We start from the raw sequence: 18470 nt of genomic DNA on the forward strand, positions 1-18470 counted from the left end.
CCGCCCGTGATCGGGCGGGCTCGGAGCGTCTGGCCGGTCGCCACGGACGGTAGCCTTGGCCTGTGCCCCGTCTCTCTGAAGTCATCGCCGCGCTGGACGCTCTGTGGCCCCCCTCGCGGGCCGAGGAGTGGGACGCCGTCGGCACCGTCTGCGGCGACCCCGACGCCGAGGTCACCCGGGTCCTGTTCGCCGTCGACCCCGTCCAGGAGATCGTCGACGAAGCGGTGAAACTGGGTGCCGACCTGCTCGTCACCCACCACCCCCTCTACCTGCGGGGCACCACCACCGTCGCCGCCGGCACCTTCAAGGGCCGGGCCGTGCACACGCTGATCAAGAACGACATCGCGCTGCACGTCGCCCACACCAACGCCGACACCGCCGACCCCGGCGTCTCCGACGCCCTCGCCGGCGCCCTCGACCTGCGCGTCACCGGCCCGCTGGTCCCCGACCCGACCGACCCCAAGGGCCGCCGGGGCCTGGGCCGGCTCTGCGAGCTGGACCGCCCCGAGACGCTGCGCGAGTTCACCGCGCGCGTCGCCGCCTGGCTCCAGCCGACCGCGCAGGGCATCCGGGTGGCCGGTGATCCCGACGCGATGATCCGTACCGTCGCCGTCAGCGGCGGCTCCGGCGACAGCCTCTTCGCGCAGGTCCGGGCCGCCGGTGTCGACGCGTACGTCACCGCCGACCTGCGCCACCACCCGGTGTCCGAGGCCCGGGAGCAGAGCCCGCTCGCCCTCGTGGACGCCGCCCACTGGGCCACCGAATGGCCCTGGTGCGAGCAGGCCGCGGCCCAGCTCGACGCCATCTCCGAGCGCAACGGCTGGGGTCTGCGGACCCACGTCTCGCGCACGGCCACCGACCCGTGGACGGCGCACGCGCCGTCCGTGACATCCCCTTCTCACCCTGGAGCCCCCAACTGAACGCCGAGCCCGCCGACCAGATCCGACTTCTCGACGTCCAGGCCCTGGACGTCCGGCTGTCTCAGCTGACCCACAAGCGCAAGATGCTCCCCGAGCACGCCGAGGTCGACGCGCTGACCAGCGACCTCGCCCAGCAGCGCGACTTCCTCGTCGCCGCCCAGACGCAGGCCGGCGACGCCGCCCGCGAGCAGACCAAGGCCGAGCAGGACGTGGACCAGGTGCGCCAGCGCGCCGCCCGCGACCAGGCCCGCCTCGACTCGGGCGCGGGCATCTCCGCCCGCGACCTGGCCAACCTGCAGAGCGAGGTCGTCTCCCTCGCCAAGCGCCAGGGTGACCTGGAGGACGTGGTCCTGGAGGTCATGGAGCGCCTGGAGGGTGCGCAGGAGCGCGTCACCGAGCTCACCGACCGGGTCGCCTCGCTGGAGACCAAGCTCGTCGACGCCACCGCGCGCCGCGACGCCGCCACCGGTGAGATCGACGCCGAGGTCGCGGGCATCGCCAAGGACCGCGAGGTCATCGTCACCACCATGCCGGCCGCGCTGATCGCCCTGTACGAGAAGATCCGCGTGAAGCAGGGCGGCGTCGGCGCCGCCCGCCTGTCGCAGCGCCGCTGCGAGGGCTGCCGCCTGGAGCTCGACCTCGCCGAGGTCAACGAGATCAAGGCCGCCGCCCGCGACCAGGTCGTCCGGCACGAGAGCTGCGGCCGCATCCTGGTCCGCATGGCCGACTCGGGCATCTGATGCCGAAGTTCGTTGTGGAAGCCGACGGCGGCTCCCGGGGCAACCCGGGGCCCGCCGGCTACGGCTCCGTCGTCCTCGACCCGGCCACGGGCGAGACGCTGGCCGAGCGCGCGGAGTACATCGGCGTCGCGACGAACAACGTGGCCGAGTACAAGGGCCTCATCGCCGGGCTGAAGGCCGCCCGCGAACTGGACCCGGACGCGGTGGTCCTCGTACGCATGGACTCCAAGCTCGTCGTCGAGCAGATGTCGGGCCGCTGGAAGATCAAGCACCCGGACATGAAGCCGCTCGCGGCGGAGGCGGCGAAGGTCATGCCGCGCGCGCAGGTGACGTACGAGTGGATCCCGCGCGAGAAGAACAAGCACGCGGACCGGCTCGCGAACGAGGCGATGGACGCGGGCAAGCGGGGCGAGCGTTGGGAGCCCGCGAACTCCTCGGCGGCCCTGGACGCGGTCGCGTCCCCGCAGGGCCCTCCGGGTGACGCGGCGAAGGGCGCTGCGGCCGTCCGCGCCGCCCTCGCCTCCGGCGGCGGTACGCGGACCCGCGCGGGCGCTGCTGCGGGCGTGCCGGCCGGCTCCGCACCGGCCGGAGCCGACACCCTCTTCGGGGACCCGGCGGACCTCGTGGCCCCGGCCTCGGCCCCCGCTCCCGGGCCGGACCCGACCGGTACGACCGCGGGCACGGCCACCGGCACGGCCACGGCCACCGGTCCGGCGGGCGCCCCCGCGGCGGGGCAGGGCTGGGGGCCCGACATGGGCCCCCCGGCCACCTTCGTGCTGCTGCGCCACGGAGAGACCGCGCTGACCCCGCAGAAGCGGTTCTCCGGCAGCGGCGGCAGCGACCCGGAGCTCTCCGAGGCGGGCCGCCGCCAGGCTGCCGCCGTCGCGGAGTCGCTCGCTGCGCGCGGCACCATCGAGACGGTGATCAGCTCTCCGCTGCGCCGCTGCCGGGAGACCGCGCAGGCCGTCGCCGACCGGCTCGGGCTCACCGTCACGGTCGAAGAGGGGCTGCGCGAGGTCGACTTCGGGGCCTGGGAGGGGCTGACCTTCGCGGAGGCGCGCGAGCGTCACCCGGAGGACCTCCAGGCGTGGCTGGACTCCCCGAAGGCCGCCCCCACGGGCGGCGGCGAGAGCTTCGCCTCGGCCACCCGCCGGATCTCGGCGACCCGGGACCGGCTGCTCGCCGAGCACGCGGGCCGCACGGTCCTGCTGGTCTCGCACGTGACGCCGGTCAAGATCCTGGTCCGGCTGGCGCTGGGCGCCCCGCCGGAGGCGCTGTTCCGCATGGAACTTTCGGCGGCCTCCCTGTCGGCGGTCGCCTACTACGCCGACGGCAACGCCTCGGTCCGCCTCCTGAACGACACGTCCCACCTGCGCTGAGCCACCGCGCCCGGCCGCACGACAATGCCCCCCGCCCCGACCGGGCGGGGGGCATCGTCGTAATCCCCGGGCCGCGGCGCGCCGCCGGTTGGTAGAAAGAGGGGGCACGTGAAGAAGACAGTGCGAGGAGCAGGAGGAGGAGGGATCCGCCCGTGCAGCCTTACCCGTCCGGCTTCCGGTAGCACCCCCAGGAAGGCCCTGGGGTGCGACTGGAGGCTCTCCGTGTCCCGTACCGCCCACCACATCCCCGCCCCGCGCACCCCGTTCGACGCACGGCGGCGCGAGGAGCTCGACATCCTCGGCCGGCGCCCGTACGACGGTCCCTGGCGCCGGGTGGACCTGCGCAGCCTGAGGTACTCCGCCGCCGAACTCCGCACCGCGGCCGAGGAAGGCCGCCGCCCGCAGCCGCGGGAGGTCCGCCGCGCCTTCGACAGCTGGAGGTACTGCTGCGCCTTCGCGGGCTCCCTCTCGGAAGCCGCCCGCCTCGCGGAACGCGCCGCCCGCGCCCGGTCCCGTACGGCCTGCCGCACCGCGCTCCACGACCCGGAGACGCCCGTCGAGCCCTACCGGCCCCGCTACGGGGCCCACTGGGACTGCTGACCGCCACCGCGGTACGACGAAGCCCCCGGCCCCGAACGAACGGGTCAGCGGGGGCTGTTCGCCGACAGACGAGCCGGCCTGTACGCCGGGTTCTGTCACCCGGTGACCTCGCGGTCGCCGGGGAGACGGCCATCCATCTAGGACCGGCGTTGCCGCCGGCCTCGTGCGGTCTACCCGCGAACTCGGGCGGGCAGCCCTCGAACGTTCGCGCAGGGCCGTCCGAGAACGACCCCTCTTGACCTTGCTCCGGGTGGGGTTTACCTAGCCGCCTGAGTCGCCTCAGGCGCTGGTGGTCTCTTACACCACCGTTTCACCCTTACCGGGGGCCGAAGCCCCAGGCGGTCTGTTTTCTGTGGCACTGTCCCGCGGGTCACCCCGGGTGGCCGTTAGCCACCACCCTGCCCTGTGGAGCCCGGACGTTCCTCGGCGGGATCCGGGGATCCCGACGCGGCCGCCCGGCCGACTCGTCTGTCGTGCCGCCCATCGTACCGGCTGCGTCATCACGGCTTGACCTTGACGCAACGGCAGGGTTTCTACTGGAACCCATGCGGATCGGAGAGATCGCCGTGCTCGTCGGGGTCACCACCCGGGCGATCCGGCACTACCACCACGTCGGCCTGCTCCCCGAGCCGGACCGGCGCCCCAACGGCTACCGCGCCTACAGCGTGCGCGACGCCGTCCGGCTGGCCCGGGTGCGCCGGCTGACCGAGCTCGGGCTGAGCCTCGACGAGGTGCGCGACGTGCTCGCGGACGACGCGGGGCGCGAGCTGGCCGAGGTACTGGCCGAGCTCGACGCCGACCTCGCCCGCCAGCAGGCCGAACTGGCCGAGCGCAGACGGCGCCTCGCCGTCCTGCTCGCCGCCCCGCCAGGGGAGGCCGAGCCGGTCTCGCCCGCACTCGCGGAGCTGCTCGCCAAGGCTCCCGCGACGACGTCGCCGTCGGCCGCGCTCGACCGCGAGCACCTGAGCCTGCTGGACGCCTCGGGCGCCGTGGGGGAGGAGCTCTACGCCGTGCTCGGCACGGTCGCCGCCGATCCGGCCGTGCTCGCGCTGTACGAGCGGCTCGACGAGCTCGCCGACGCGGACGGGGACGATCCCCGGATCGGGCCGCTCGCCGCGGAACTGGTGGCCGCGGTGCCCGCCGAGGCGTTCGCGGCGATGGCGACGGCGACGGCGGCCACGGAGGGGACCGGCGGGCCGCAGGACGTGCCGGGCTTCCTGGAGGCCCTGCTCGCCGAGTACGCCCCGGCGCAGGCGGAGGTCGTCCGCCGGGTGATGGAGGCCTTCACGGACACGTGGGCCGCGCAGACGAAGGCGCAGACGGACGTACAGACCGACGTACAGACCGACGTGCAGACGGAAAGGGGCCGGGAATGAGCGCGATACGCGCGGCACGGATCGGGGTGGCCGCCGTGCTCCCCATGGAGCTGGCGCTGGTGGTGTGCGTGGCCGCCGGAGTGCGCCCGCCCGGCTGGGCCCTCGCCGTCGCCGAGGTGATGGTGCTGGGGGTCCTCCTCCTGGAGGCCCGCGTCCTGTACTCCCTGTACGCCGCCGCCCGCGCCCGCGGCGCCGACCCCGCCGCGGCCCGCCGCGAGGCCGTACGGGCCGTGGTGCCCGTGCCCGTACGCCGCCTCGTGCTGCACGAGCTGCGCGCGTCCGCGGCGCTGGCCCGCTGGGCGCTGCGGCGGCCGCCGCACGGGGTGCGCCCCGGAGACCACGCAGCCCCGTACACCGGACCGCAGACGGCCATGATGTACGGCCTGGTCTTCGTGTCGCTGATCGAGACGGTGGCGCTGGCCGTCCTGATCCCCTGGCCGGCCGTGCACCGGGTGGTGCTCGTCCTCGACGTGTACGGGGTGCTGCTGGTGCTGGCCCTGCACGCGGCCTGCGTGACCCGGCCGCACGTCGTACGGCCCGACGGGACCCTGCGCATCCGCTACGGAGCCCTCTTCGACCTGACCGTCCCGCCGGACGCGGTGGCCTCGGTCCGGGTGGACCGGCGCTATCCCGAGGGGCGGCTCGTCACCCTCTCCGAGGACGGGGTGCTCGACCTGATCGTCGGCAGCCAGACCACCGTCACCGTCGAACTGGCCCGCCCGCTCGCTTTCCGCCGCCCGCTCGGCGCCCGCGCCGAAGCCCGCGTCGTCCGCTTCCACGCGGACGAGCCCCGCGCGCTGGTCGCGGCACTGCGGCAGCCCGCACCCCCGTGACGGGCTGCCGCCGTGCCGACGGTGTGCGCCGAGCGTGACAAGCCGGTGCGCGCCTGTCTTGTCGAAAACGGCACGGCCGGAAAACGACGCTGCCGACGGGACGTACGAGGCGGACGGGAGTGGTGTGACGACGGGTCCTGGGACAGGCCCCGGGACACCCCCTAGCGGACCAGCCCGAAGGTGGTGGCCGCCACGGCCGCGCCCACCGCGGTGCCCGCGATGACCTGGGCGAGGGTGTGGTCCTTCAGCGCGACCCGGGACCAGCCGACGACGGCGACCAGCGGGTACGCGAGCAGCAGCCAGGGCCCGTAGGTCATGGCGAGCATGGCGACGCTCCCGGAGGAGACGGCCGCGTGCACGCTGATCTTCCAGGCGGGGGTCACGGCGAGCAGGGCCGCGAGGGTGACCAGCATGGCCGCGATCAGCGCGATCATCGTGCGGGGGGAGCCGAGGAGCGCCATCAGCAGGATGCCGGTGGCGACCGAGCCGATGATGAACACCATCACGACGATGCGCTGTTGGCGCTGGCCGACGTGCCGGTCGGCCCAGCGGCCGCGCCGGATGCCGTACTTGATGAAGGCGAGCGGGATGACGGCGGCGAACAGGCAGCCCAGGAGCCCCCAGCCGATCCCGGCGAGGCCGGCGGTGTGCCAGCCGATCAGGAGGGTGTCGGCGATGATCCAGGTCTTGGGATCGAGCCCGTCGGTGATCAGGCGGGCGGATCGGGACTCGGTGGGCTGGGTGAGCGTGGCGGTCACGCCGTGGCCTCCTGGCTGGTCGTGGTGAGGAACTCGTCGGCCACGGCGGAGTGGTAGATCCGGGCGAGCTGGATGAGGCGCAGTACTTCGGTGCCGAAGTCGAGCTCGTCGATCCCTACGGTGGCGGCGGGCTCCTGGGCGCCGCGCAGCGGCAGGACCCCGCGGGCCTTGCCCTCGCGGGCCGCCCGCATCCAGAGGGCTTCGGCCGCCGGACTCGTCGCCGGGTCGAACCCGGCCGCCAGGGCGGCGCGGTGCGCGTGCTCGCGGACGTCGTTGGCGGTGTAGGCGTCCAGGGTCAGGGCGGCGTCGCGGATCTCGATCACCCGCCGGTACAGCCGCAGCCGCGGGCTGCGCAGGAGGCCGGTCTTCAGGACGATGTCGGGGGTGACCGCGGTCAGGTCCTGCCAGAGCGGCTGGAGCTGCCGGTGGTGGCGGCCGTCCTGGACGGTGCGCCAGGCCACGCCGAAGGCGGGGATGCTGCTCCCGATCAGGATGAAGCCGATCGCCAGGTACTTCAGGGCGTCGGTGACGTTGTCGACGGCGACGTCGCTGGTGTCGTCCGTGAGGCCCGCGAGGCGGCTCGCGATGTACCCGGCCCGCAGCAGGGTGTAGAGCACGCCGACGGCGGTTCCGATGCCCATGAGGCGGACGCCGGTCCGCAGCCACAGGGCGCTGGCGTGCCGGGCGCTGCCCCAGAACAGCCAGGTGGCGGTGGCCATGGCGATGCCGAGGTAGACGACGAAGAGGAGGTAGTAGGCCGTGGCCCAGCCGTTGCCGGCGGTCTCCTCGAAGAAGTCGGTCATCTCGTGGGGCCGCGGGACGAAGAACGCGAAGAGCACCGCCATGGCCGTCATCGCGGTCAGGGCGGCGTAGTGGCGGGCCCGCAGCCGGCGGCCGGTCTCCGGGCGGGCGATGGCGACGACGAAGTCGACGACCGCGCCGGCCGCGATCATGCCGAGCCAGTGCTTGACGAGGGTGGAGAGGTTGTTGACCCCCGCCCAGTCGTCCAGAGTGCGCATCACGCCGGGGAGGCGGAGCGTCATGGAGACGGTCAGGGCGGCGAACGCCGTCCACAGGGCCCGCTGTTTGACCGACCGGACGGCCGAGGGAGCGCGCCAGAGGGTCACCGTCCAGAGCATGACCAGGATGGCGATTTCGAGGTGTTTCACTTCACGACCACGTGTTTCGAACGGGGTGCCCGAGGGCGTCATGGAGGCGTACGAGACGGTCCTCGGCCTCACTGTCACTGGAGGTCGACTGCGTCGTGTTGTAGCGGCCGGACCGCTCGTGGATGAGCGTGGCCAGGGTCTCCGCCTGCCGCTCCTGCGGGCTGGCGAACTTGCTCCGCCCCATGAGGTGCGCCAGGCGGTCGATGTCGAGGCCGAGTTCCTCGTCGATCGATTCGGTCATGCGGGCCACGTTCCGGATCCGGGCCGCCTCGGTGCGGATGATCGAGGCCACGGGCAGCTCGGGGCGGTCGATCCCGGAGACGGCCGTGTGCGTACGCGTCAGCAGGCGCTGGAAGTGCTCGGAGGCCCGGGCGATCTCCCGGTCCGACGGCTGTTCGGGGATGTCGAGTTCGGGAGCGACATGGCCGAGCAGCATGTGCGAGATCTCGTGGAGGACGATCTGGACCTTGAGGATCTCGGCCGCGACGGCGTCGTAGAAGACGAGGTCGGCGACGTCCAGTCCGAGCCAGATCCCGCAGGGCAGGGCCGGGTCGGGGGGTCCGTCGAGGGGCAGCAGGATCAGCGGCCGGCCGCGCTGCGCGGCGATCCCCTCGCAGAAGGCTTCGAGGTCGAAGGGCCGGGGGATGACGAGCCGGTCGGCGACGGCGGCGCATTCCGCGTCGGCGCGCTTCCACCAGCGCATGGTCGCCCTCCCCGCCCGTCGTCGCTCCGGTCCGCACACCCGATCGGGTTTGAGAGTAACCGGAAGCGCAGCAGGGGCTTACTGAGGGCGTATCGGTGGCCGGAATACGGCTGACAGGGCGCGGCGGGTGGCTGATTTACGCCTCAGGACTCCTTGCCGCGGCGGCGGCGGGGCTTCACATCCGGAAGCCCTTCGGCCTTCCGGAGCTGCTTGATCAAGCCGGTGACGGAACGCATGGAACCGGCGGACAGCCCGCTCAGGCGGAAGGCCGCGGCCTTGACCTGTTCGTCCTCCAGGACCTGGGCGAACTCGTCGGCCGCGGCGGCCTTGCCCATCTCCTCGCGCAGCCGCGCGATCCGCTCCTCGATCCGCTGCTCGATCGCCTGGGCGTTCTCTCCGTCGGCCAGGTATCCGACGGTGACGCCGAAGAAGTTGGCGATGGCGCGGATCGAGTCGATGCCCGGGTTCGGGTTGTTGTTCAGGCGGATGGTCTGGACCGTGCCGTGCGAGACCGAGGGGCCGGACAGCTTCTTGGTGCCCTCGGCGATCTCCTGGTACGTGTACGGACCACGGCCCGCAGGGTGGATCGTCTCGATCAAGAAGCCGAGGCGGTCACCCATGGTGTCCCGCCGGCCGGTGGGGGTCTCCTCACCCATCACCGTCACTGCTCCCGTCTCCTGCTGGATCGCATAGTTCAGTGCTAAATCATCGCCAACATTATCTACCTGCCTAGATGGCATTCGCCACACAGTGCAACGAACTGCGTCTACCCAGCTAGCGGACCCAGTGGAATGTGACCCACGCCATATTGTCCCCGGGGCGCCCCGCGGGACCTTGACAGGGCATGCGTGCGGCGGCGTATCTTCGTCCAGCCGTCTAGCGCACTAGATGGTTCGGCGCTCAACCGCTCGACGCACAGCGTCTAGCCGACTGGGCAGCCGAGCCGGTGGGTGAAGACGGAAGGGGGAGGAGCCGCAATGCCGTCACGGCGGCAGGCTCCAGGTGCAGGACCAGGGGGGTCGGAGCGCTCGCTCGCGGGCTGGGGTACGGGGGTCCCCAGCCCGGGGCGGGCGAACCGCTCGACGACGGGAGCCGACGCCTGTCGTCGGGGTCCGGCGGAATTCCAACGGGGGAGCCGCCGCCGGACGGTACGGTCCGGCGGCGACCCGGGACGCGATCCGAGGCGCGCCCCGGGTCGCGATCCGGCGGAGTCGTACGTCTAGCCGGCCAGCATCACGCTGCTGACGCGGCCCGCCATCCGGTCCAGTGCCGAACCGGGCGCCAGCCCGCCCCGCAGCAGGACGAACCGGGACGGGGGCAGCCCCGTCATCGCCTTCACCTCGCGGCTCAGGTGCGCCTGGTCGTGATAGCCGCACGCCGCCGCCACCTCCGCGGCCGCCGTTCCCGCCGCCAGCATCCGCAGCGCGTGCTGGAGCCGGAACACCCGGGCCATCGCCTTCGGGGACAGGCCCACCTGCTCGCGGAACCGCGCCCGTACGGTACGGGCGCTCCACCCCGTCGCGGCGCTCACCCGGGTCAGGGAGCGGGTGTTCGCCCAGAGCCCGGAGAGGGCTCCGTCGACCTCGGGCGCCGGGGAGGGGCCTTCGTCGAGGCGGGCGCAGAACACCGCGTCGAGCAGCGCGAACCGCTCCGTCCACGAGGGGAGCGCCTGGAGCCGTTCGCCGAGGTGGCGGCCCTGCCGTCCGAGCACCTCCACCAGGTCCACGTGGGCGTCCTCGAAGTGCCACATCGGGATGCCGAACAGCCGGTAGCAGCCCTGCGGGGTCATGTTCACCTCCAGCCCGTGCACGACCCCCGAATGCACCCCGATCGCCGGCACCGTGCGCGGGCCGCTGATCATCGCCCGGGCGGCGGGCCGTAGTCGGGCAGCGGCGAGGTCCTCCGTACGGGAGACCCACAGGCCCTCGGAGAAACTGAAGACCAGGGTCACGCAGCCGGTGGGCAGCTCCAGGCGGCGCCTCGGGGCGGTGAACTCGGTGTGGAAGCCGGTGTAGTTGATGATCAGCGGTCTCAGTGCGGCGGCCGGCGGGCGGCGGCGGGCCGATCTGCTGCCCGTGCTGCCCGTGGCGGCGGCCGGCACGGTGCATACGTCGAAGGCGTCGACCGATCCCATGTCCGGTCCCCCTCCCCGCTGTTGCGCGGCCGGTGGTACCGCGCGGTCGGCCGATGATGGCAGGCCACGGGGCGCGATGGCCAGAGCGGTCCGGCAGCGGATCCCGTCCGCCGCACCTGCCGACGGGCCGGGCCCTGATGTCAGGATGCGTGCATGACAGAGATCATCAAGGGGGGAAACCTTCCGCTCAGCGGCGAGTCGATGCGCGTCGCCGTCGTCCGCCGCGACGGCGGGCCCGGCTCGCCCGCGGTCGACGCGGCCGCGCTGCTCGTCGGGGCGGACGGCAAGGTCAGGGGCCGGGGCGACCTGGTGTTCTACAACCAGCCCGAGCACGCGGGGAGCGCCGTACGGCTGTTGGGCGACGCCCGGGGCGAGGGCGGGGTGACCGCGGACTGGCTGGAGATCGATCCCGGCCGCGTCGAGCCCTGCGTGGAGCGGATCGTGGTCGCGGCGTCCTGTGACGGCGGGACCTTCGCGGAGGTCGAGGACCTGTACCTGCGGGCGGTCGGCGCGGCCACGGGGGAGCAGCTCGCGCTGTACGCCGTGGAGGGGGCGACGACGGAGACCGCGATCCTGCTCGGCGAGTTCTACCGCAGGGACGGGGGATGGAAGTTCCGCGCGGTGGGACAGGGCTACGCGTCCGGGCTGCCGGGCCTGGCCACCGACTTCGGCTTCACGGTGCCGGACGAGGAGCCCGCCGCCCCGGCCGCGTTCCCCGACCGTCTCCCGCTCCCGCCGCCGCTGCCGGGCCCGGCAAGGCCGGCAGCGGCGCCGCCGGCTTTCCCGTCGCCGTCACCGCCGTCACCGCCTTCACCCCTGCCGGCGCCCGGCTCCCCGCAGCCGGCTGCCGGACCTCCGCAGCCCCAGGTCGTCCTCAAGACCGCGGGCGCGGCGCCGGTCCCGGTCGCGCCGGTCTCCGTCGCGCCGGACCTGGTGCCGGAGGGGCGGCTCAACGCGCTCCCCTTCGAGTTCGGGAAGGAGTTCCCGCCGATCCGCCGGTCCGGCCTGGGCCCCGGCATCGTGGAGGTAGACACCCCGTTCCCGCGCGGCTTCGTGGTGGTCGACGTGGTCAAGGAGGGGGTCGGGTACGTGAACGTCGCCCTCCTGAAGCCCGAGGGCCGCAGGAAGACGGAGATCATGGCCAGCCGGATCGACGATCTCTCCGGCCGGACCGTCTTCCGCAACCTGGGCGACCTTCCGCTGCGGCTGGAGGTGGACACGCGGTGCGCGTGGACGCTCACCTTGCGGCCCGTGACGGTCGTACCCGAGCTCGTCGACAGGGTCGAGGGGCACGGGCCGGACGTACTGGCCCACAGTCACCACCTCCTCGACATCAAGGTCAGGAACCTCGGGAAGGAGGAGGAGCGGGGCCGCATGGAGGTGCACGCCGTCCGGAACAACGACAACCGCGAACGCGTCTTCCACCGCCCGGACCGCGGCCGCGGGGTCGCCACGCTCCCCCTGAGCCCGCGCCTCCTGATCATCGACGCTCCCGGCCCCTGGTCCATCGAACCCACGGAACTGAACGCCGTCAGCTTCTGGCTCCGCAACCGCTGACGACAGGGGCGGGGCGCGCTCCGACGACGCCCCGCCCTACGCCGGCTAGGCCGGCGCGAAGAGCACCTTCGCCCGCCCCGGGTCCGCCTCCGTCAGCCGGACCCGGATCCGCTCGCCCAGCGGGAGCTCCCGCGCCGTGGACTCCACGCGGCCGATCACCGCCGGCTCCTCCAGGTGGACCGTGCCGACCAGCGGCTCCCGGTCCTTGACGTCGATGACCGTCGCCTCGAAGGTCTCCCCGACGCGGTCCTTGAGCAGCGCCGCCTCCACCAGGTCCACGGACTCCCGCTCCGCCGAGTTCGCCAGCCGGGTCCCGTCCGACATCTCCTTCGGCAGGGCGTCGAGCGCCTCCAGCGCCCACCCGGGGGGTTCGGTCCCGGCGACGGCCGCCACGCACAGCTCGCCCGTGTACCGGTCGACGAGCCGGCGCAGCGGCGCGGTGCAGTGGGCGTACGGGGCCGCGACCGCGGCGTGCAGGACGGGGTCCGGGGTCCGGCCGCCGGTGAAGACGGTGTAGCCGGCGCCGCGCAGCAGGGCCGTGCACTCCTGGAGGAAGGCCGCGTGGGCGGGCCGGTGCGGATCGAGCCCGCGCACGAGCTCCGCGTACGGGACGTGGTGCGGCCACTCGATCCGCAGGGCCTTCGCCGCCCGGCGCAGCCGCCCGACGGCTCCGTCGGGGGCGGTCGGCAGGGTCCGTAGGATCCCGGTCCCGGCGGTGAGCATCAGCTCGGCGGCCGCCATGCCGGTCATCAGGGAGATCTGCGCGTTCCAGCCGTCGGCCGGCAGCGGAGCCCGGTAGGCCAGGCTGTACGAGCCCTCGTGCTCGACGATCTCCTGCTCGGGCACGTTCAGCGAGATCCCCCCGCGCTCCGCCTCCAAGGCCTCGCGCAGCCGTCCGATGTCCTTCAGCAGGGCCAGCGGCTCCTCGGCGGTGCCGCCGTCGATGGACTTCTGCACGCCGTCGTAGTCGAGCTTGGCCCGGCTGCGCACGAGCGCACGCCGCACCTCGGTCCCCTCCACCCGCCCCTCGGCGTCCAGGTCGAGCCGCCACAGCAGGGCCGGGCAGGTCTGGTCGGGGAGCAGGCTGGCCGCGCCCTCCGAGAGCACGGCCGGGTGCAGGGGGACCTTCTCGTCGGGGAAGTAGAGGGTGGTGACCCGGCGGTGGGCCTCGGCGTCGAGGGCGCCTCCGGGAGTGACGTAGGCGGCGACGTCGGCAATGGCGTAGTGGACCCGGTAGCCGCCGGAGGGGCGCTTCGCCAGGTGCATGGCCTGGTCCAGATCGCGCGAGGTCGGCGGATCGATCGTGAAGAAGGGGATGTCGGTGGCGTCGAAGTCCGGCAGGCGGGGGCTGCGCACCGCCCGTTCGGCCTCGGCGAGTACGGGTGCCGGGAACTCCTCCGGCACCTCCAGCTTCGTCCGCAGTTCACGCAGCGCGGCCCGCAGAGCAGCCCCGTCTGCGCCGGTCATGATCATATGACGGCGTGGCATGAGCCGAGCCTATGGCCGGTGGGCCCGGGCGGCGCGGCGAGCCGTCTACCCTGGTCGGGGGCCGCACCCCCGCCGCTGTGCCATGCCCGTCCGAAGGAGATCCACCGTGCTCGTGCTGCTGCCGCCGTCCGAAGGAAAGGCCGCCGGCGGCTCCGGCGCACCGCTGAAGCCGGAGACGCTCTCGCTGCCGGGGCTGGCCGCGGCCCGCGCCGCGGTGCTGGAGGAGCTGGTCGAGCTGTGCGTGGGCGACGAGCCGAAGGCCCGCGAGGTGCTCGGCCTGAGCGAGGGCCTGCGCGGTGAGGTCGCCAAGAACGCCGAGCTGCGGACGGCGGTCGCCCGCCCGGCCGGGGAGATCTATACGGGCGTCCTGTACGACGCGCTGGGCCTGTCGACCCTCTCGCCGGCGGCGGCGTCCCTGGCCAAGGAATCCCTGCTGGTCTTCTCGGGCCTGTGGGGAGCGGTCGGTATCGCGGACCGCATCCCCTCCTACCGCTGCTCGATGGGCGTGAAGCTGCCGGGGCTGGGGGCGCTGGGCGCGTTCTGGCGCGAACCGATGGCCTCGGTGATGCCGGAGGCGGCGGGACAGGGCCTGGTCCTGGACCTGCGGTCCTCGGCGTACGCCTCCGCGTGGAAGCCGAAGGGGGAGGTGGCGGGGCGCACGGCCACGGTCCGGGTCCTGCACTCCCAGATGGTCGACGGGGTGGAGAAGCGGTCGGTGGTGAGCCACTTCAACAAGGCCACCAAGGGCCGCCTGGTCCGCGACCTCCTGTCGGCGGGCGCGGTCCCCGCGTCCCCGGCGGAACTGGTGACGGCCCTGCGCGACCTGGGCTTCACGGTGGAGGCCGAGGCCCCCGCAAAGCCGGGCAAGGCCTGGTCGCTCGACGTGGTCGTCACCCAGATCCACTGATCGGAGCGGATGGGTCTTTTCAGCCGTCCGGCGTTTGAGGACCGGGGTCTGGGGCGGAGCCCCAGGGCGGGTCCGGGCAGCGCCCGGGGAACGGGCGAAGGGCGGGTAGGGGAACTCCCCCCGCGCAGGGGCCGGAGCAAGGTGCGGCGCCGTTGCCGGGGGCCGGCCCCCGGACCCCCGCGCCTCAAACGCCGGCGAGGCTGAACGCGCGCGTCAAACGCCGGCGAGCCGGAATGCGCTCAGCGGCCCAGGGGCCAGGCAACCGTGGCGGGGGCGCGGTCCGAGGCGCCGGCGTAGGTGGCGCACGCGTCCGTGAGGGTTTCCAGCAGGGTCAGCGGATCGACGAGCGGATGCTCCATGCCGCGGAGCCAGGTCACCGCGAGGTCCCCCGGCAGTGCGGCCGGCGGTACCAGGACGTAGCTGCCCCGGCAGTGCCAGCGCAGTCCGGGGTGCTCGTCCATCGTCTCGGGGTGGCAGTCCAGTTCGCAGGGCCACCACTCGTCCTCGTCCTCGGGCGTACCCCGGGTCGCGGTGAAGAAGAGCATCCGGGCCTGGTCGCCCGTACCGCCGGACTCGGCGACCGGGCCGACCTCGATGCCGGCGGCCAGCAGGCGTTCCAGCGCGCTGTGACCGGCTTCCAGGGGGACGTCCAGGACGTCGTGGACCATGCCCGTCGCGGTGATGAAGTTGGCCGCGGGCTGGTTGCGGGCCCAGCGTTCGATCTGCGCGCGGTCCGTCGTGGACTGCGTCTGCCAGGCGAAGGAGATGGGGTGTCGCGCGGGCGTCGGACAGCCGATCCGGTCGCACGAACACCGATAACCGGCCGGATGTGCGGCGGGTGAGATCGGCAGACCCGCCGCGGCGACGGCCAGCAGCAGGGCTTCGCGTTCTCGTGCGGGGTCCTCGGCGTCGGGTTTGGGCTTGCGGCGCAGCCACTGGGAAATCCTGCTCTGCTCGCCGCGTGTGACGCGGCCCGACTCAGACCCCATCTATCCCCTCACCTACACCGTTGCCCCGGCAGACCCTCACATGTTCCCACCATCCTGGTCGCCGGGTGACCGCACCCCCCGACCAGGGCTCCCACATAACCACAGAAATCGGCCATATGTTCTCGGCCGTCAGAGGGTCATGACTTATCCCACCCCGCCCCGGCCCCGCCCAGCACCGCGTCCACCAGCGCCTCCGCGTACGCGTGCGTGAGCGGCGCCGTGCGCATCAGCCAGCGGTACGTCAGCGGTCCGACCAGCATCTCCACGGTCAGCCGCAGGTCGGTGTCCGGCGGGAGCTGCCCGGCCTCGCGGGCCGACCGCAACCGCTCCTCGTACAGCGCGAGCTGGGGTTCGAGCAGCCGCTCGGTGAAGCGCGCCCCGAGTTCGGGATCGGTGGCGCCGGCCGCCGTCAGGGCGCGTACGGGGGCCGCGTACCGCTCGTCGGCGAACTCGTCCACCGTCGCCCGCATGACGGACTTCAGGTCGGCGGCCAGGTCCCCGGTGTCGGGGAAGCCCCACGCCCCCTCGGGCTGCGCGTCCCCGGCGAGCGCGAGCGAGGCGTCCAGCAGGACCGCGGCCTTCGACGACCACCAGCGGTAGATGGTCTGCTTGCCGACTCCGGCGCGGGCGGCGATGGCCTCGATGGTCAACTTGTTGTAGCCGACCTCCCCCACCAGATCGAGCGCCGCGTCCAGGACGGCCCGCCGCGAGCGGTCGCTGCGACGCGTGGCGTCCGGGGACCGGGGGGCGGCGGCGGGGCCGGTGCCGGTGCCGGCTTCGGCGTCGGGAGCAGGGAGGGGGCTGGAGCTCATTTCGGCAATTTATCAACCGTGAACCGCTCGTCTTTCAGCCGTTCGGAAAACCACCCAATCAGTTCACTGCGCGGTTCCCGCCGAGGAGAGACGATTCTCTTCTCATCACCGTGAGGAGCCTTCATTGCGCAGAGACGCCACACCCCGGCGCTACCTGATGTGCCCACCCGCGCACTTCAAGGTCACGTACTCCATCAACCCGTGGATGGACCCCACGAAACCGGTGGACCTGCCCCTGGCCATGGCCCAGTGGGAGGACCTCCGCGACCGTTACCGGGCCCTCGGCCACACCGTCGAGACCCTCGAACCCGACCGCGGACTGCCCGACATGGTCTTCGCGGCGAACGGCGCCCTCGTCGTCGACGGCCGGGTGCTGGGCGCGCGGTTCGCCTACCCCGAGCGGGCCGCCGAGGCGGAGATCCACCTCGACTGGTTCCGTGGCCACGGCTTCCAGGACGTCCACGAGCCGTCCCACGTCAACGAGGGCGAGGGTGACTTCGCCGTCACCGCCACCTACATCCTGGCCGGCCGGGGCTTCCGCTCCAGCCCGCTCTCGCACGACGAGGCCCAGGAGTTCTTCGGCCGGCCGGTCATCGGTCTCGACCTCGTCGACCCGCGCTACTACCACCTGGACACGGCCCTGTCCGTGCTCGACGGCGACGAGGTCATGTACTACCCGGAGGCCTTCTCCGAGGGCAGCCGTGCGGTCCTGCGCCGGCTCTTCCCCGACGCGCTGATCGCGCAGGCCGAGGACGCGGCCGCCCTCGGGCTCAACGCGGTCTCGGACGGCCGGCACGTGCTGCTCCCGCAGGAGGCGGCCGGGCTCTTCGCACCCCTGCGGGCGCGGGGGTTCGAGCCGGTCCCGATGGATCTGGGGGAGCTGCTCAAGGGCGGCGGCAGCGTGAAGTGCTGCACGCAGGAGCTGAGGCCCTAGCCGGGGGCGGGTTCCGACGGGCCCGGGCCCCGGCCGGCTCGGGCCCTGCGGGCTTCAAGGGTTCAGGCTGGGGCCCCCGGCTCAGGACTCCTGCGGGGGCGGCCACTCCTGGCCCCAGTCGGCGTTCCGCGCGGCCTTGTACAGGTCGCCGTGGCGCTTGGTCACGTTGACCCGGGTCTGGCCCTCGGTCTCGGGTCCGCACAGCTCCAGCTGGACCAGCCCCTTCCGGATCTGCGGCCTGCGCGTGATCCGGGAGGCGGCCGGCTCCACCGGGAAGCGGGTGGCGGCCACGTAGCTGAACTTCTCGTCCTCGTAGGAGAGGGAGCCGCCCTTGACCTGGCGGTGCAGCGAGGACCGGCTGACCCGGGCCGAGAAGTGGCACCAGTCCTTGCCGACCTCGATGGGGCAGGTCCCGTCGTGCGGGCACGGGGCGGCGACCTGCAGCCCGGCCTCGATCAGCTGGTCGCGGGCCTCGCGGATGCGCAGGTATCCCTCGGGGGTGCCCGGCTCGACCACCACCACGGCCTGACCGGCGCGTGCCGCCTCGGCGACCACCTCGCGGCGGGCCTCCGGGGTCAGTTCGCCCAGGACGTACGAGACCGTCACCAGGTCCGCCCCGGGGAGCGTCATCCCGGCCCCGATGATGCTCTGCCGCCACTCGGCGGCCCGCAGCGCGGGGGAGGAGGAGGCCGCGGCCAGCTCCTTGCCGAGCACCAGCGCCGGATCCGCCCAGTCCAGTACGACCGTCTCGCGCGGCCCGCCCCAGGTGGCGTCCGTGGCCCAGGCCGCCGCGCCGGTGCCGCCGCCCACGTCCACGTGCGAGGCCGGGGACCAGTCCGGGGCCGCCTCGGCGAGCCCGTCCAGGGCGGACCGTACGGCCTCGAAGGTGGCGGGCATCCGGTACGCCGCGTACGCGGCCACGTCGGAGCGGTTGCGCAGGACGGGGGCGTTGGTCGGGATCGTGCCGCGGTAGTTGGCGATCAGCCGCTCCACGGCGGCCGTGGCCTGCTTCTGCGGGAGGCCTTCGAGCAGCCCGGCGAGGGCGCTGCGCAGGGTTTCGGCGGTGGTGGTGGCGGTGTCGTTCACCCGCCAAGTTTACGGGGGCCGGGGGCCGGGGGCCGGGGGCGGGGGGGGGGGGGGGAGGGGGGAGGAAGAGAACGGACCCCCCCCC

General features: G+C 73.4%; 17 protein-coding genes, 1 other RNA gene and 1 pseudogene. 9 read left to right on the top strand and 10 right to left on the bottom strand.

The window, feature by feature from the left end; genetic code table 11:
• Positions 1–62: 62 nt before the first annotated feature.
• The 4 genes from ACFRU2_RS13720 (at position 63) to ACFRU2_RS13735 (ending at position 3639) form a co-directional block, all read left to right on the top strand.
• Entirely contained in the window at positions 63–920 is an 858-nt protein-coding gene (locus ACFRU2_RS13720; protein ID WP_382971606.1) for a Nif3-like dinuclear metal center hexameric protein, read from the top strand.
• Positions 917–1660 (top strand): zinc ribbon domain-containing protein, encoded by a 744-nt coding sequence (locus ACFRU2_RS13725; RefSeq protein ID WP_382971907.1) that lies wholly within the window; start codon positions 917–919, stop codon positions 1658–1660. Before ACFRU2_RS13720 ends, ACFRU2_RS13725 begins: the two co-directional genes overlap by 4 nt.
• A complete protein-coding gene (locus tag ACFRU2_RS13730; protein ID WP_382971608.1) occupies positions 1660–3039 on the top strand; it encodes a bifunctional RNase H/acid phosphatase in 1380 nt (459 codons plus the stop codon). Before ACFRU2_RS13725 ends, ACFRU2_RS13730 begins: the two co-directional genes overlap by 1 nt.
• A 222-nt stretch (positions 3040–3261) precedes the next feature.
• On the top strand, positions 3262–3639 hold the full coding sequence (locus tag ACFRU2_RS13735; protein ID WP_382971610.1) for a hypothetical protein: 378 nt from the start codon (positions 3262–3264) through the stop codon (positions 3637–3639).
• Between the two features lie 65 nt (positions 3640–3704).
• On the opposite strand, the gene rnpB is transcribed toward ACFRU2_RS13735, so the two are convergent.
• An RNA gene (gene rnpB / locus ACFRU2_RS13740) (RNase P RNA component class A) lies at positions 3705–4106 on the bottom strand.
• Between the two features lie 78 nt (positions 4107–4184).
• Between rnpB and ACFRU2_RS13745 the strand changes: the two genes are divergently transcribed.
• Together ACFRU2_RS13745 and ACFRU2_RS13750 are read left to right on the top strand one after the other, a co-directional pair.
• A complete protein-coding gene (locus ACFRU2_RS13745; protein WP_382971612.1) occupies positions 4185–5015 on the top strand; it encodes a MerR family transcriptional regulator in 831 nt (276 codons plus the stop codon).
• Positions 5012–5848 (top strand): hypothetical protein, encoded by an 837-nt coding sequence (locus ACFRU2_RS13750; protein ID WP_382971614.1) that lies wholly within the window; start codon positions 5012–5014, stop codon positions 5846–5848. Before ACFRU2_RS13745 ends, ACFRU2_RS13750 begins: the two co-directional genes overlap by 4 nt.
• Positions 5849–6009: 161 nt before the next feature.
• On the opposite strand, the gene ACFRU2_RS13755 is transcribed toward ACFRU2_RS13750, so the two are convergent.
• The 5 genes from ACFRU2_RS13755 to ACFRU2_RS13775 all read right to left on the bottom strand — a co-directional run bounded on the left by ACFRU2_RS13755 (position 6010) and on the right by ACFRU2_RS13775 (position 10612).
• The gene (locus ACFRU2_RS13755) at positions 6010–6606 is read right to left on the bottom strand and encodes a hypothetical protein (protein ID WP_382971616.1); all 597 of its coding nucleotides are present in this window, start codon (positions 6604–6606) and stop codon (positions 6010–6012) included.
• Positions 6603–7775: an MAB_1171c family putative transporter gene (locus ACFRU2_RS13760; RefSeq protein ID WP_382971618.1), complete on the bottom strand. Its 1173-nt coding sequence runs from the start codon at positions 7773–7775 to the stop codon at positions 6603–6605. The genes ACFRU2_RS13755 and ACFRU2_RS13760 overlap by 4 nt, the downstream gene beginning before the upstream one ends.
• 1 nt (position 7776) lies before the next feature.
• Positions 7777–8478, bottom strand: coding sequence for a hypothetical protein (locus tag ACFRU2_RS13765; protein ID WP_382971620.1), 702 nt, complete (start codon positions 8476–8478; stop codon positions 7777–7779).
• 143 nt (positions 8479–8621) lie between these two features.
• Positions 8622–9134: an XRE family transcriptional regulator gene (locus ACFRU2_RS13770; protein ID WP_243329576.1), complete on the bottom strand. Its 513-nt coding sequence runs from the start codon at positions 9132–9134 to the stop codon at positions 8622–8624.
• Positions 9135–9697: 563 nt separating this feature from the next.
• A complete protein-coding gene (locus ACFRU2_RS13775; protein WP_382971622.1) occupies positions 9698–10612 on the bottom strand; it encodes a helix-turn-helix domain-containing protein in 915 nt (304 codons plus the stop codon).
• Between the two features lie 153 nt (positions 10613–10765).
• On the opposite strand from ACFRU2_RS13775, the gene ACFRU2_RS13780 reads away from it, so the two are divergent.
• Positions 10766–12169, top strand: coding sequence for a TerD family protein (locus tag ACFRU2_RS13780; RefSeq protein ID WP_382971624.1), 1404 nt, complete (start codon positions 10766–10768; stop codon positions 12167–12169).
• Positions 12170–12214: 45 nt separating this feature from the next.
• Here ACFRU2_RS13780 and ACFRU2_RS13785 read toward each other — a convergent pair whose 3' ends face one another.
• Entirely contained in the window at positions 12215–13657 is a 1443-nt protein-coding gene (locus ACFRU2_RS13785; RefSeq protein ID WP_382971626.1) for an RNB domain-containing ribonuclease, read from the bottom strand.
• A gap of 106 nt (positions 13658–13763) precedes the next feature.
• Here ACFRU2_RS13785 and yaaA point away from each other — a divergent pair, with 106 nt between their 5' ends.
• Positions 13764–14564 carry a peroxide stress protein YaaA gene (gene yaaA, locus ACFRU2_RS13790; RefSeq protein WP_382971628.1) on the top strand — a complete coding sequence of 267 codons (801 nt, stop codon included), beginning with the start codon at positions 13764–13766 and terminating at the stop codon, positions 14562–14564.
• Between the two features lie 239 nt (positions 14565–14803).
• Here the strand turns inward: yaaA and ACFRU2_RS13795 are convergent, their stop codons facing one another.
• Both ACFRU2_RS13795 and ACFRU2_RS13800 read right to left on the bottom strand, forming a co-directional pair.
• The gene (locus tag ACFRU2_RS13795) at positions 14804–15553 is read right to left on the bottom strand and encodes a bifunctional DNA primase/polymerase (protein ID WP_382971629.1); all 750 of its coding nucleotides are present in this window, start codon (positions 15551–15553) and stop codon (positions 14804–14806) included.
• A gap of 137 nt (positions 15554–15690) precedes the next feature.
• Positions 15691–16365 carry a TetR/AcrR family transcriptional regulator gene (locus tag ACFRU2_RS13800; protein ID WP_382971631.1) on the bottom strand — a complete coding sequence of 225 codons (675 nt, stop codon included), beginning with the start codon at positions 16363–16365 and terminating at the stop codon, positions 15691–15693.
• Positions 16366–16462: 97 nt separating this feature from the next.
• Between ACFRU2_RS13800 and ddaH the strand changes: the two are divergent.
• Positions 16463–17299, top strand: a pseudogene (gene ddaH, locus ACFRU2_RS13805) (dimethylargininase); the annotation flags it as partial.
• A gap of 81 nt (positions 17300–17380) precedes the next feature.
• On the opposite strand, the gene ACFRU2_RS13810 reads toward ddaH, so the two are convergent.
• A complete protein-coding gene (locus ACFRU2_RS13810; protein ID WP_382971633.1) occupies positions 17381–18385 on the bottom strand; it encodes a small ribosomal subunit Rsm22 family protein in 1005 nt (334 codons plus the stop codon).
• Positions 18386–18470 lie beyond the last annotated feature (85 nt).

Source organism: Streptomyces sp. NPDC056883 (assembly GCF_042788835.1).
Lineage (GTDB): Bacteria > Actinomycetota > Actinomycetes > Streptomycetales > Streptomycetaceae > Streptomyces > Streptomyces stoeckheimensis.